This window comes from Xanthobacter autotrophicus, assembly GCF_029991245.1.
Lineage (GTDB): Bacteria > Pseudomonadota > Alphaproteobacteria > Rhizobiales > Xanthobacteraceae > Xanthobacter > Xanthobacter autotrophicus_C.
This window is the reverse complement of the sequence record NZ_JAIVFO010000134.1, coordinates 1-12,436: the sequence shown is the minus strand read 5'-3', so window position 1 is coordinate 12,436 and position 12,436 is coordinate 1. Positions and strand designations below refer to the sequence as shown.

General features: G+C 69.7%; 12 protein-coding genes. 8 read left to right on the top strand and 4 right to left on the bottom strand.

Going from position 1 to position 12,436, the window contains the following annotated elements; all coding sequences use genetic code 11:
- A partial coding sequence (ruvX, locus tag K9U41_RS18375) for a Holliday junction resolvase RuvX (protein ID WP_282642320.1) occupies positions 1–516 on the top strand: 516 nt, incomplete at its 5' end.
- 138 nt (positions 517–654) lie between these two features.
- Positions 655–1,590 (top strand): AEC family transporter, encoded by a 936-nt coding sequence (locus K9U41_RS18370; protein WP_282642319.1) that lies wholly within the window; start codon positions 655–657, stop codon positions 1,588–1,590.
- A gap of 73 nt (positions 1,591–1,663) precedes the next feature.
- Here the strand turns inward: K9U41_RS18370 and K9U41_RS18365 are convergent, their stop codons facing one another.
- Positions 1,664–2,119: a hypothetical protein gene (locus tag K9U41_RS18365; RefSeq protein WP_282642318.1), complete on the bottom strand. Its 456-nt coding sequence runs from the start codon at positions 2,117–2,119 to the stop codon at positions 1,664–1,666.
- A 281-nt stretch (positions 2,120–2,400) separates the two neighbouring features.
- Here K9U41_RS18365 and K9U41_RS18360 point away from each other — a divergent pair, with 281 nt between their 5' ends.
- From K9U41_RS18360 to dprA, 4 genes are all read left to right on the top strand, one after another.
- Positions 2,401–3,348 carry an aspartate carbamoyltransferase catalytic subunit gene (locus K9U41_RS18360; protein ID WP_282642317.1) on the top strand — a complete coding sequence of 316 codons (948 nt, stop codon included), beginning with the start codon at positions 2,401–2,403 and terminating at the stop codon, positions 3,346–3,348.
- Positions 3,341–4,657, top strand: a complete 1,317-nt coding sequence (locus K9U41_RS18355) for a dihydroorotase (protein ID WP_282642316.1) — start codon at positions 3,341–3,343, stop codon at positions 4,655–4,657. Before K9U41_RS18360 ends, K9U41_RS18355 begins: the two co-directional genes overlap by 8 nt.
- A 135-nt stretch (positions 4,658–4,792) precedes the next feature.
- Complete coding sequence (gene plsY, locus K9U41_RS18350) at positions 4,793–5,401, top strand: glycerol-3-phosphate 1-O-acyltransferase PlsY (protein WP_282642315.1); 609 nt, start codon at positions 4,793–4,795, stop codon at positions 5,399–5,401.
- A gap of 8 nt (positions 5,402–5,409) precedes the next feature.
- Complete coding sequence (gene dprA / locus K9U41_RS18345) at positions 5,410–6,558, top strand: DNA-processing protein DprA (protein WP_282642314.1); 1,149 nt, start codon at positions 5,410–5,412, stop codon at positions 6,556–6,558.
- Positions 6,559–6,569: 11 nt separating this feature from the next.
- Here the strand turns inward: dprA and K9U41_RS18340 are convergent, their stop codons facing one another.
- The gene (locus K9U41_RS18340) at positions 6,570–6,788 is read right to left on the bottom strand and encodes a hypothetical protein (RefSeq protein ID WP_282642313.1); all 219 of its coding nucleotides are present in this window, start codon (positions 6,786–6,788) and stop codon (positions 6,570–6,572) included.
- Positions 6,789–7,109: 321 nt separating this feature from the next.
- Here K9U41_RS18340 and topA point away from each other — a divergent pair, with 321 nt between their 5' ends.
- Positions 7,110–9,812, top strand: coding sequence for a type I DNA topoisomerase (topA, locus tag K9U41_RS18335; RefSeq protein WP_282642312.1), 2,703 nt, complete (start codon positions 7,110–7,112; stop codon positions 9,810–9,812).
- A 116-nt stretch (positions 9,813–9,928) separates the two neighbouring features.
- Here the strand turns inward: topA and K9U41_RS18330 are convergent, their stop codons facing one another.
- Positions 9,929–11,101: a zinc-binding metallopeptidase family protein gene (locus K9U41_RS18330; RefSeq protein ID WP_282642311.1), complete on the bottom strand. Its 1,173-nt coding sequence runs from the start codon at positions 11,099–11,101 to the stop codon at positions 9,929–9,931.
- Positions 11,102–11,334: 233 nt separating this feature from the next.
- On the opposite strand from K9U41_RS18330, the gene K9U41_RS18325 reads away from it, so the two are divergent.
- Positions 11,335–11,790: a DUF488 domain-containing protein gene (locus tag K9U41_RS18325; RefSeq protein ID WP_282642310.1), complete on the top strand. Its 456-nt coding sequence runs from the start codon at positions 11,335–11,337 to the stop codon at positions 11,788–11,790.
- Here the strand turns inward: K9U41_RS18325 and K9U41_RS18320 are convergent.
- A partial coding sequence (locus K9U41_RS18320) for a nucleotidyltransferase family protein (protein WP_282642309.1) occupies positions 11,771–12,436 on the bottom strand: 666 nt, incomplete at its 5' end. The two genes, K9U41_RS18325 and K9U41_RS18320, sit on opposite strands and share 20 nt — an antisense overlap.

The following is a 12,436-nucleotide window of genomic DNA, read 5'->3' as shown; positions in this document are numbered from 1 at the left end:
TCCCCCGCCCCCATCGGTCCGCTGGCCGACATCGCGCCGCTGCTGCCGCCGCGCGGGGCGCTGCTCGGGCTCGACCTCGGCACCAAGACCATCGGCGTCGCCTCCTGCGATCCCGACCGCCGGGTGGCGACGGTGGTAGAAACGGTGCAGCGCACCAAGTTCACCGCCGATGCCCGGAGATTGCTCGTGCTTGCGGCGGAACGGCGCGCCGTGGGCTTCGTGCTCGGCCTACCGCTCAACATGGACGCCTCCGAAGGCCCCCGCGCCCAGGCCAGCCGTGCGTTTGCCCGCAACCTCGCGCGCCTGACGGCGCTGCCCATCGCCCTGTGGGACGAGCGCCTGTCCACCGCGGCGGTGGAACGCGCCCTCATCTCCGCCGATGTCAGCCGCGCCCGCCGCGCCGCCGTGGTGGACCAGCACGCCGCCGCCTTCATCCTGGAAGGGGCGCTGGGCTTCCTCTCCCGCCATGCCGTCCGCCCGGCCGGGAACGAATCCGAAACCGGCCCGCTGGACTGATTCGGTCACCGCCTGTTCCCCGGTGTTCCCGTCTGGAGAGGCCGCTTTCCCGTTTCGGGACGGTGGATTTCCCCGATCCGCTCGCCTAAAGGGAACTCATTGCCTGTCGCCGAACGGCAGGCACGCTATGCGTGGCCCATGGACCTCATCTTCAGCGCGCTCGCCCCCGTCTTCCTCGTCATCGCGCTCGGCGCCGTGCTGCGCCGGATCCTGCTGAAGGATCCCGCCCACTGGGCCGCGCTGGAAAAGCTCACCTATTTCGTGCTGTTCCCGGCCCTGCTCGTGGTCTCGGCGGTGAAGGCCGACCTCAGCAAGGTGAACGTCCTGGCGGTCAGCGGCGCGCTCATCGGCTCGGTGGTGGTGCTCTCGGGCCTCATCCTGCTGGTCCACCGGCCGCTCATCGCGGCGCTGGCGGCGGACGGGCCGGGCTTCACCTCCCTGTTCCAGGGGGCGGTGCGCTGGAACACCTATATCGTGCTGGCGGTGGCAGGCGGGCTCTACGGACCGGCGGGCATCACCATCGCCGCGCTGGCGCTGGTGGCCATGATCCCGGTGGTCAACATCATTTCGGTGCTAGTGCTGGCGAGCTTCTCGGGCCGCCACCCGCCCACCTTCGCCTATGTGGCCGAACAGCTCGCCCGCAATCCCTACATCTGGGCCTGTGCGGCGGGGGCGGCGCTCAATGCCACCCACTTCCCCGTGCCCGCCGTGCTGCTGGAGTTCGGCGACGTGCTGGGGCGGGCCTCCCTGGCGCTGGGTCTGCTGGTGGTGGGCGGCGGGCTGGTGCTGGACCGGCTGGCGCGGCCGCGCCCCATCGTGCTGGCGAGCCTCGCGCTGAAGCTTCTGGTGAAGCCGGCCATCGCGCTCCTGCTGGCGCTGGCCTTCGGCCTCTCCGGCACGGAGCTGGTGGTGGTGGCCATCACCGCCGCCGTGCCCTCCGCGCCCAACGGCTATGTGCTGGCCCGCCAGATGGGCGGCGATGCGCCCTTGCTGGCGGAAATTCTCACCCTCCAGATCGTCGCCGCCGCACTCACCCTGCCGCTGGTCGTCGCGGTGGCCAAGCTGCTGGCCTGAGCGTCCGGCGCCGCAACGCAAAAAGGCGGCCGGAGCCGCCCTTTCGAATCTCGCTGTTTCGAGCCTTGCCGCCTCAGCAAGGCGACCAGTAGCCACCACCGCCGGGGCCGGTGGCGACCCAGCAGCTGCGCGGCTGCGGGGCCGGCTCCAGATAGACGCGCGGCGCCGGCTCGTAATAGACCGGCGGCGGCTCTTCATAATAGACGGTCGGAGGCGGGGCGGAGGCAGCCCCCGCGATGGCCGCCGCGCCCAGAATGCCGAGGGCGACGCCCGCGCCCACCGCCGCACCATTGCCGCCGCCGCAATTCCAGCAGCCGCCGCGATAGGGGCCGCCATAGCCGCGGTAGGGGCCGTTGTAATAACGGCCGCGATGCCAGTAGCCCACATCGGTGAGCGAGGCGGCATGGCCCGGCGCGAGCGCCAGCGCGCCCGTGCCGATGGCGGCGGCATGGCCCGTCGATGCCGCGCCGGTGACGGCCGCAGCCGCCAAAGCCAGCGCCACGAGCTTCGCCCGGAAGTGAGAAGACATGAGAGCAACTCCCAAACGTCGCAGGCCCTGAAGGCCCCAGACAAAAAACTCTGAAACCGGCATCCCCGGTTCCATCTCAGGCTCGGCGAGACTTCGTCCCAAAGTGTGGCGCCGCGCGGGTGTTTCCGGGGAGAGTTGTGCACGAATGATGAACGATCCCTGAAGGCCCGGCGCGGCCGCCGCGCTTCCGTCGCCGGCTCCCTTGCCAGCCTCCCTTGCCCGCCTCCCTTGCCCGCCTCCCTTGCCCAGCGGGCCGGGTGCGTCTATGCCTGCCGCCTGCCATGCATGCTGCTTCCGCCTTCACCCTCTCCGGCCGGGATCTTCTCGGCATCGAAGGCCTCATCGCCAGCGAGATCACAGGTCTGCTCGACCTTGCCGAGGAGTTCGTCGAACTCAACCGGCAGATCGAGAAGAAGCGCACCACGCTTCGCGGCCGCACCCAGATCAACCTGTTCTTCGAGGCCTCCACCCGCACCCAGTCCTCGTTCGAGATCGCCGGAAAGCGACTCGGGGCGGACGTGATGAACATGTCGGTGGGCTCGTCCTCCGTGAAGAAGGGCGAGACGCTGATCGACACCGCCATCACGCTGAATGCCATGCACCCCGACATCCTGGTGGTGCGGCATCATGCGTCCGGCGCGGTGGCGCTTCTGGCGCGCAAGGTGGACTGCTGCGTGGTGAATGCCGGCGATGGCGCCCACGAGCATCCCACCCAGGCGCTGCTGGACGCCCTCACCATCCGCCGCAACAAGGGCCGCATCGCCGGCCTCACCGTCGCCATCTGCGGCGACGTGCTGCATTCGCGGGTGGCGCGCTCCAACATCATCCTGCTCCATACCCTCGGCGCGAAGGTGCGGGTGGTGGCGCCCTCCACCCTGCTGCCGGCGGGCATCGAGAGCCTCGGCGTCGAGGTGTTCCGCACCATGGAAGAGGGCCTCAAGGATGCGGACATCGTGATGATGCTGCGCCTCCAGCGCGAGCGCATGGCCGGCTCCTTCATCCCCTCGGTGAAGGAGTATTTCCATTATTTCGGCCTCGACGAACTGAAGCTCCGCCACGCCGCACCGGACGCGCTGGTGATGCATCCCGGCCCCATGAACCGGGGCGTGGAGATCGATTCGGCGGTGGCCGACGGCCCGCGCTCCCTCATTCGCGAGCAGGTGGAAATGGGCGTCGCCGTGCGCATGGCCGTGCTCGACACCCTCGCCCGGAAGCTGCCCAATGCGTGACGGTCGCCTGTTCTCCCGCGATCCCCGCCCACTGCTGCTGGTCAACGCGCGGGTCATCGACCCGTCCCGCGGCTCGGATTTCCACGGCGATGTGTATCTCGCCGAGGGCGTCATCAAGGATGCCGGCTTCGGCATCGCCGCCTCGGGCGTGCCCGACGGCGCCGAGGTGGTGGACTGCAGGGGCGCGGTGGTCGCGCCCGGCCTCGTGGACATGTGCGCCTTCGTGGGCGAGCCCGGCGCCGAGCATCGCGAGACGCTGGCCTCCGCCAGCCACGCGGCGGCGGCCGGCGGCGTCACCACCATCATCTGCCAACCCACCACCGACCCGGCGGTGGACGACCCGGCCATCGTGGACTTCATCCTGCGCCGGGCGCGGGACACGGCGGTGGTGCGGGTGCACCCCATGGCGGCCATCACCAAGGGCCTGAAGGGCGAGGAGATGACCGAGATCGGCCTGTTGCAGGCCGCCGGCGCCGTCGCCTTCACCGATGGCCATCGCTCGGTGGCAAGCGCCCAGGTGCTGCGCCGGACCCTGACCTACGCCCGCGATTTCGACGCCCTCCTGGTGCACCACACCGAGGATGCGAGCATGTCGCAGGGGGCCATGAACGAAGGCGCCTTCGCCGCCCGCCTCGGCCTCTCCGGCAATCCCAAGTCCGCGGAAACCATCGTGCTGGAGCGCGACGTGCGCCTCGTCGCCGGGGCCCGCGGGCGCTACCACGCGGCGGCGCTCACCTGCGCCGAATCCCTTGCCGTGCTGGAGCGCGCCAAGGAAGCCGGCCTGCCGGTGACGGCGTCGGCCACCATCAATCATCTCTCCTTCAACGAGCTGGATATCGGCGCCTACCGCACCTATTTCCGGCTGGCCCCGCCGCTGCGCGCGGAGGACGACCGGCAGGCGCTGATCCGCGCCGTCGCCTCCGGCCTCATCGACGTGGTGGTCTCCGACCATCTGCCGCAGGACGTGGAAGGCAAGCGCCTGCCCTTCTCCGAGGCCGAGCCCGGCGCCATCGGCCTCGAAACCCTGCTGTCGGCCGCGCTGCGCCTCGTGCATGCGGACCAGGTGGACCTGGTGACCCTTTTGGCCGCCCTCTCCACCCGCCCGGCGGCGATCCTCGGGCTCGATGCCGGCACGCTGCGCCCCGGCGCCCCGGCGGACGTGACCGTGTTCGACCCCGGCATGCCCTACGTGCTCGAACCCTCCATGCTCAAGTCGCGCTGCCGCAACACCCCGTTCGACGAAGCCCGGCTCGACGGGCGCGTGCTGCGCACCATCGTTGCCGGGGCGACGGTGTACGAATACGTTTGATGGGCTCAGGTCGCGACGCGCGTGCCAAATCTCGACGCGGCCCGAGCCTGCCGCTTCCACAGGTTGTCGTCATGGGAACCCGCATCCGCTGCGCTCCAAAGCGCTCTCGCCTTCTGGTCCGTCTCCGAGGTCTTTATGCCTGATGCCCCGTCGTCCGCTCCGGTGCTGCTCCTGGCACTGGCGTTGGGCTACCTGCTGGGCTCGATCCCCTTCGGGCTCCTGCTCACCCGCCTCGCCGGCACCCGCGACATCCGCTCCATCGGTTCCGGCAATATCGGCGCCACCAACGTGCTGCGCACCGGCCGCAAGGATCTCGCCGCCGCGACACTGCTGCTGGACGCCCTCAAGGGCACCGTGGCGGTGCTGGTGGCCGGCCATCTTCTCGGGGCGCCGGCCGCCATGGTGGCGGCCTTCGGCGCCTTTCTCGGCCATATCGCCCCGGTGTGGCTGCGCTTTCAGGGCGGCAAGGGCGTCGCCACCTTCCTGGGGGTGACGCTCGGCCTGTCCTGGCCGGTGGCGCTGGTGTTCGCGGTGGCGTGGCTGGCAACGGCCTATTTCACCCGCTTCTCTTCGCTCTCCGCCCTCACCGCCTCGGTCGTGAGCGTCGCGGCAGCCGCCGCCCTCGTCAACGACCGGCTGGCGCTGCTGCTGGCGCTCCTCGCCATCCTGCTGTGGATCAAGCACCACGCCAACATCCGCCGCCTCCTCGAAGGAACCGAGGGCAAGATCGGCGCGAAGGGCTAGGGCGCCCCATGGCACGGGGCAAGGCCGGAAACGACCACGCGGCCGGCGGCCCCGGCCCGGGCGAACTGCTCTCGCCGGCCCAGCGGCTGGACTGGCTGCGCCTCATCCGCACCGAGAATGTGGGGCCGCGCACCTTCCGCGCGCTCATCAACCAGTTCGGCGGCGCCGCCGCGGCGCTGGAGGCCTTGCCCACCCTTGCCCGCCGCGGCGGCCGGCTGCTGCCGCCGCGCATGCCCGACCTCGCCGAGGCCGAAGCGGAAATGGCCGCCCTCGCCCGCCTCGGCGCCCGGCTGGTGGCCTCCGGCGAGGCCGACTACCCAATCGCCCTGCGCCAGCTCGACGATGCCCCGCCGCTGATCTGCGTGAAGGGGCGCGGCGACGTGCTGCAACGGCCCATGGTGGCCATTGTCGGCGCCCGCAACGCCTCCGCCGCCGGCCGCTCCTTTGCTGCGCGGCTGGCGCGGGATCTGGCGGGCGCCGGCTGGGTGGTGGTCTCGGGCCTGGCCCGCGGCATCGATGCGGCGGCCCACGAGGCGAGCCTCGACGGCGGCACGGTGGGGGTTTTCGCCGGAGGCCTGGCCCGCCCGTATCCGCCGGAGAATCTGGGCCTGATCGAGAAAGTGGCCGCGACCGGCGCCATCGTCTCCGAAATGCCGGTCAACTGGGAGCCGCGGGCGCGCGATTTCCCGCGCCGCAACCGGCTGGTGTCGGGCATGGCGCTGGGCGTGGTGGTGGTGGAGGCCGCCGAGCGCTCCGGCTCGCTGATCACCGCACGCCTTGCCGGCGAGCAGGGGCGCGAGGTGTTCGCCGTTCCGGGCTCGCCGCTGGACCCGCGCGCCGGTGGCACCAACCGCCTGTTGAAGCAGGGTGCCACCCTGGTCACCGAGGCTGCGGACGTCATCGCCGTCCTCACCCCCATGGCGGGGCGGCAGGGGCCGGATGCCATCGAGGCGGAGGGGCCGGCCATGGAACCGGCCATGCCGGGGGAGGACGCCCGCGCCCGCATCGTCGGGTTGCTTGGCCCCGCCCCCACCCTCATCGACGATCTGGTGCGCCTGTCCGGCTGCAGCGCCGCGGAGGTGCAGATCGTGCTTCTGGAACTCGACCTCGCCGGCCGGCTGGACCGGCCGGGCACCGGGCGCGTGGCGCTGAAATAGATCTGTGCGGGTCAGGTCCCGCCACCGCGGCGCGTCAGGCCGCCCTCGGAGCCGGCGAGGGGGTCGTCGGCCAGGCTCTTGGCTTCGAGCCGGGCCATTTCGAGAATATAGGCGAGCGTGGTGAGCCCGTGGTTTTCCGCAAGACGGGACAATTCCGTCGTGATGGTCGCAATATAGGCGGCCGCGGAGGCGGGGTCGCCGCGGGGGCGAGAGGAGGACACGTCGGTCATGGCCCGTCCATCGGCGTAACTGGATAGCTCTGCACGTCTTATAGATTGAGTGTCATATTAAAACATACCTATGGTTGTAAGTTCGCCGGATGCAGACACCGCATCAAGGCGCGGGCCGAATTTGACACGCGCCGATCCGCTCCCCATGTTGCGGCCGCTTCCCGGTGCCGCGATCCGGCCGGCGGGGATCGGGATCGCGCTGAGGAAGCCGGCAGTCCCACGGCGGAACACGATGCGCGAACGCGGATCGTTTCGTCGGCGAAGCCATTCCAATTGAGGCCGCGCGCTGGGGCGGCGGCCCTATGAAAGACACGGTCCGTCATGCAGGTCGTCATCGTCGAATCGCCCGCCAAAGCGAAGACGATCAACAAATATCTCGGTCCCGGCTACGAGGTGATCGCCTCCTACGGCCACGTGCGCGACCTGCCCTCCAAGGACGGCTCCGTGGACCCGGATGCGGATTTCCGCATGCTGTGGGAGGTGGACCCCAAGGCGCAGAAGCGGCTCAACGAGATCGCCGCCGCGGTGAAGGGGGCCGATGGCCTCATCCTCGCCACCGACCCGGATCGCGAGGGCGAGGCCATCTCGTGGCACGTGCTGGAGGTGCTCAAGCAGAAGAAGGCGCTGAAGGGCCAGAAGGTCGAGCGCGTCGTCTTCAACGCCATCACCAAGCAGGCCGTGCTGGACGCCATGAAGGCACCCCGCGCCATCGACGTGGCGCTGGTGGATGCCTATCTGGCCCGCCGCGCCCTCGACTATCTGGTGGGCTTCACCCTGTCTCCCGTGCTCTGGCGCAAGCTGCCCGGCGCCCGTTCCGCCGGACGGGTGCAGTCGGTGGCGCTGCGCCTCGTCTGCGACCGCGAGCGCGAGATCGAGACCTTCGTCCAGAAGGAATACTGGTCCATCGTCGCCAGGCTCGCGACGCCCCGCGCCGAGGAATTCGAGGCTCGCCTCTCCGGCGCCGACGGCAAGAAGATCACCCGCCTCTCCGTGGGCACCGCCGAGGAGGCGAAGGCCTTCCGCGCGGCGCTGGAGGCGGCCGACTTCCGCGTGCGCTCGGTGGAAGCCAAGCCCCTGCGGCGCCATCCGCAGCCGCCCTTCACCACCTCCACCCTGCAGCAGGAGGCCAGCCGCAAGCTGGGCCTTGCCCCCGCCCGCACCATGCAGATCGCCCAGCGCCTCTATGAGGGCGTGGACGTGGGCGGCGAGACGGTGGGTCTCATCACCTACATGCGAACCGACGGCGTGGACATGGCCCCCGAGGCCGTGGCCGCCACCCGCAGCGCCATCGGCAAGCAGTTCGGCCCCAAGTATCTGCCCGGCGTGCCGCGCAAATACACCACCAAGGCCAAGAACGCCCAGGAGGCCCACGAAGCCATCCGCCCCACCGATCCGTCGCGCCATCCCCGCGAGGTGGCGCGCCATCTCGATGGCGAGCAGGCCAAGCTCTATGAGCTGATCTGGATCCGCACCGTGGCGAGCCAGATGGAATCGGCGGAGCTGGAGCGCACCACCGCCGACATCGAGGCCAAAGCCGGCGGCCGCACCCTCGACCTGACCGCCACCGGCACGGTGGTGAAGTTCGACGGCTTCCTCACCCTCTATCGCGAGGGCAAGGACGACGAGGACGACGACGAGGAAAGCCGCCGCCTGCCCGCCATGAGCGCCAACGAAAAGCTCGACCGGCGTGACATCCTCACCACCCAGCACTTCACCGAGCCGCCGCCGCGCTATTCGGAAGCATCCCTGGTGAAGCGCATGGAAGAGCTGGGCATCGGCCGGCCCTCCACCTATGCCGCCGTGCTCGCGGTGCTGCGCGACCGCGAATATGTGAAGCTCGAGAAGAAGCGCCTCCTGCCCGAGGACAAGGGACGGCTGGTCACCGCCTTCCTCGAAAGCTTCTTCAAGCGCTACGTGGAATACGACTTCACCGCCGATCTCGAAGAGAAGCTGGACGAGGTCTCGGCCGCGGAACTGGACTGGAAGGAGGTGCTGCGCGCCTTCTGGCAGGACTTCCACACCGCCGTGGAGGCCACCAAGGACCTGCGCGTCTCCCAGGTGCTCGACGCCCTGGACGAGATGCTCACCGCCCACATCTTCCCCCCGACGACGGATGGGACCGACCCGCGCCTGTGCCCCACCTGCGGCAACGGGCGGCTGTCGTTGAAGATGGGCAAGTTCGGCGCCTTCATCGGCTGCTCCAACTATCCCGAGTGCCGCCACACCCGCCCCCTCACCGGCGACGGCGCCCCCGAGGGCGACGGCAAGCGCGAGCTTGGCATCGATCCGGAGAGCGGCGAGGAGGTCACCATCCGCGCCGGGCGCTTCGGCACCTATCTCCAGCTTGGTGAGGGCAAGGACGGGGAGAAGCCCAAGCGTTCCTCCCTGCCCAAGGGCCTCGCCCCGGCGGACGTGGACCTGGAAACCGCGCTGAAGCTGCTGGCCCTGCCGCGCGAGGTGGGCAAGCACCCGGAAGACGGCGAGCCCATCCTCGCCGGCATCGGGCGCTATGGACCCTATGTGCAGCACGGGCGCACCTACGCCAACATCGAGGACGGCGACGACATCCTCGCCATCGGCCTCAACCGGGCGGTGGTGCTGATCGCGGAGAAGCAGTCCAAGGGCCGGGGCGGGCGCGGGGCGGCGACGCCGGGGCGGACCCTGGGCGATCACCCCACCCACGGCGGGCCGATCACGGTGCGGCCGGGCCGGTTCGGGCCTTATGTGAACCACGGCAAGGTCAACGCCACCCTGCCCAAGTCGGTGGATCCGGAAGCCCTCACCCTCGCCGAGGCGGTGACCCTCATCGACGCCAAGGCGGCCCTGTCGCCCAGCAAGGCGAAGGCGCCCCGCAAGACGGCCTCCAAGGCTTCCGCGTCCGGAGAGGATGCGCCGGGCAAGACGGCGGCAAAGTCGGCCGCAAAGTCGGCGGCAAAGAAGCCGGCGGCGAAATCCGCCGCCAAGAAGCCCGCCGCGAAGAAGACGACGAAGAGCGCCAGCAAGGGGCCAAAGGCGGCCGAATAGGCCGCGCCCCGCCTGTGCCGTAAACGGAAAGGGCGAGCGCACCGGGCTCCGGCGCGCTCGCCCTTTCTTCTCATCAGGCGGACGGCCGTTGAGGCCGCCGCCTGGCTACCGAATATTCAAGCCGCGGCCGGCTCAGGCTTGCCCTCGGGCGCATCCTCGGGGTTCTCGCCGCGCCCCTTGGGGATCTCCATGTCCTCCGGCACCGGTGCTGCCGGGTCCGCCGCCGGATCCGCCACCACCTGGCGGTGGGCGAGATCATGGATGAAGCCCAGCTTCGCGATCACGCCGGGGCCGAGGATGAACGGATAGGCGTCCGACATGCCCAGGCAGCGGTTGAGATTGTTGAGCGCGAAGGCGATGGGCAGCCAGGAATCCACCATCTGCTGCACCGGGCAGGCCTGGTAGGGGTTGAAATCCACCTGGGCGCCCAGTTCCCCCGTGTTGTCCAGGCCGGGATGCACTTCCACGCCGAACGCTGCCGCCATCTCCAGCGTGTCCACGATGTGGATGTAATGCTTGAAGGTCTCGGCGAAGTCTTCCCACGGATGCGCGGTGGCATAGGCCGAGACATAGTTCATCTGCCAGTCGGCCGGAGGTGTGGAAGCATAATAGGCTTTCAGCGCCTCCCCGTAATCGGCGGTCTCATCTCCGAACACGGCGCGAAAAGCATTGAGCCGGCCCGCATCGCGCACCAGGCGGTTCCAGTAATAGTGGCCCACCTCGTGGCGGAAATGCCCGAGCACGGTGCGGTAGAGTTCGCCCAGCTCGCTCTTGCGCTGCTCCCGCTCGGCATCGTCGGCCTCGATCAGGGCGATGGTGATCAGGCCCTCGTCGTGTCCGGTCATCACGTTGGGGGCCTGCATGTCCGGCATATCGGCAAGGAAGTCGAAGCACAGCCCGCCCTCGCGGTCCGTGTTGTTCTCCAGCGGCAGGTTGAGGCGCAGCAACGAATAGACCAGTCGGTGCTTGGCCACTTCCATCCTGCGCCATTTGCGCAGGTTTTCCGGAACCGTCAGGTCCGGAACCGTCCGGTTGTGGCGGCAGGCGAGGCAATATTCCTCTTCCTGATCCGCCGGCATCAGCCAGTTGCAGGCATCGTGGGCCGCATTGGCGCAGAACTTGTAGCGCGCCTCGACGTGGCCGACCGAACGGTGAGCATCGCCATCCGCTTCGAGGGGGGTAATCTCGTTGGCTTCGGGAATATAGCCGAGTTCGTGCCCGCATTTTTCGCAGCGGCGGTTCTCAAAATAGAGAAGCTGGTCGCAGACGGCGCAGCGGAACAAACGCATCTTCATCTCCCAAGGGCGGTCGCGGTGCTTCGGGCACACATTCTGTGCGGCCGGCGCCCTGAGAACCCCATGAGGCATGGGAGGTTCCCATTCCGCACCGGCGGCGCGTCAATTTCTCACGTCCTGCACTGAAGTCCATGGCCGTTTAGGCGCGATCAGGACAAGTCCCCCGCTTGTGACCAGCGCATGGGCGCAGGCGTGACGGCGGCCGTCGCGCAGGGCAAGATCGGCCCATGAGCACGACCCACCTCTTCACCATCGGCTACGAGCAGAGCACCCCCTCCGCCTTCCAGGCGGCGCTGGACGAGGCCAGGGTGGATCTCCTCGTGGACGTGCGGGCGGTCGCGGCCTCCCGCCGGCCGGGCTTTTCCAAGACGGCGCTGGCGGCGGGCATCGCCGAGCACGGCGTCGCCTATGTGCATCTGCGGGCGCTGGGCACGCCCAAGGAAGGCCGGCTCGCGGCGCGCGGCGGCGACCACGACGCCCTCATGCGCATCTATGACGCCCACCTCGCCACCGCCCCGGCGCAGGCGGCGCTGGAGGAACTGGCCTCCCTCGCCAAGGGCCGGCGCATCTGCCTGCTGTGCTACGAGCGGCACGTGGAGGGCTGCCACCGCCTGCGGCTGGCGCAATGGATGTGCGAGCGCCTGGACATCGGCGCCACCCACCTCATACCGGCTCCGTTCTGACGGCTTTCTCCTCGTCCGCCGCCGCCCGCGCCTGGGCGAGGAGTTGCGGCGTATCCACATCGAGGAAGGCGCCGGCGTCGGCGATGGCCACTTCCGCCACCACGTCCTGATTGGCGGCAAGGATGTGCCGGGCGCCCACGTCGCCCTCCAGCGCACCGAGGTCGGCGAAATAGCGCCGCGACCACAGCACGGGATGGCCCCGCTGCCCGTCCTCCACCGGCACGCAGATAAACCGGCCCTCGTCGGGCGCGTGGGCGGCGATGAGCCGGTCGATCACATCCGCGCCAAGGAGCGGCATGTCGCCAAGCACCACCAGCGCCCCCGCCGCCGTCTCCGGCACCGCGGAGATGCCGGCGCGCAGCGAGGACGCCATGCCGCTGGCATGGTCGGGATTATGGGCGAAGGTCACGTCGAGCCCTTCGAGCGCGGCAGCGATGCGCCCGCGCTCATGGCCGGTCACAATGATGACCGGGCGCGCGTTCGAGGCGAGCGCAGCCTGCGCCACCCGGCGGATCACCGGCACGCCGCCCACCTCCTCCATCAGCTTGTTGATGCCCTGCCCCATGCGCGCGCTGCGTCCTGCGGCGAGGATGACGGCGGCGAAGCCCTGCCCCGCATCCCCCTCCGCCCTTGGATGGGGCCGCAC

Coding starts and splice junctions, on each gene's coding strand:
- K9U41_RS18370 (WP_282642319.1), top strand. CDS start 655: ATGGACCTCATCTTCAGCGCGCTCGCCCCCGTCTTCCTCGTCATCGCG.
- K9U41_RS18365 (WP_282642318.1), bottom strand. CDS start 2,119: ATGTCTTCTCACTTCCGGGCGAAGCTCGTGGCGCTGGCTTTGGCGGCT.
- K9U41_RS18360 (WP_282642317.1), top strand. CDS start 2,401: ATGCATGCTGCTTCCGCCTTCACCCTCTCCGGCCGGGATCTTCTCGGC.
- K9U41_RS18355 (WP_282642316.1), top strand. CDS start 3,341: ATGCGTGACGGTCGCCTGTTCTCCCGCGATCCCCGCCCACTGCTGCTG.
- plsY (WP_282642315.1), top strand. CDS start 4,793: ATGCCTGATGCCCCGTCGTCCGCTCCGGTGCTGCTCCTGGCACTGGCG.
- dprA (WP_282642314.1), top strand. CDS start 5,410: ATGGCACGGGGCAAGGCCGGAAACGACCACGCGGCCGGCGGCCCCGGC.
- K9U41_RS18340 (WP_282642313.1), bottom strand. CDS start 6,788: ATGACCGACGTGTCCTCCTCTCGCCCCCGCGGCGACCCCGCCTCCGCG.
- topA (WP_282642312.1), top strand. CDS start 7,110: ATGCAGGTCGTCATCGTCGAATCGCCCGCCAAAGCGAAGACGATCAAC.
- K9U41_RS18330 (WP_282642311.1), bottom strand. CDS start 11,101: ATGCGTTTGTTCCGCTGCGCCGTCTGCGACCAGCTTCTCTATTTTGAG.
- K9U41_RS18325 (WP_282642310.1), top strand. CDS start 11,335: ATGAGCACGACCCACCTCTTCACCATCGGCTACGAGCAGAGCACCCCC.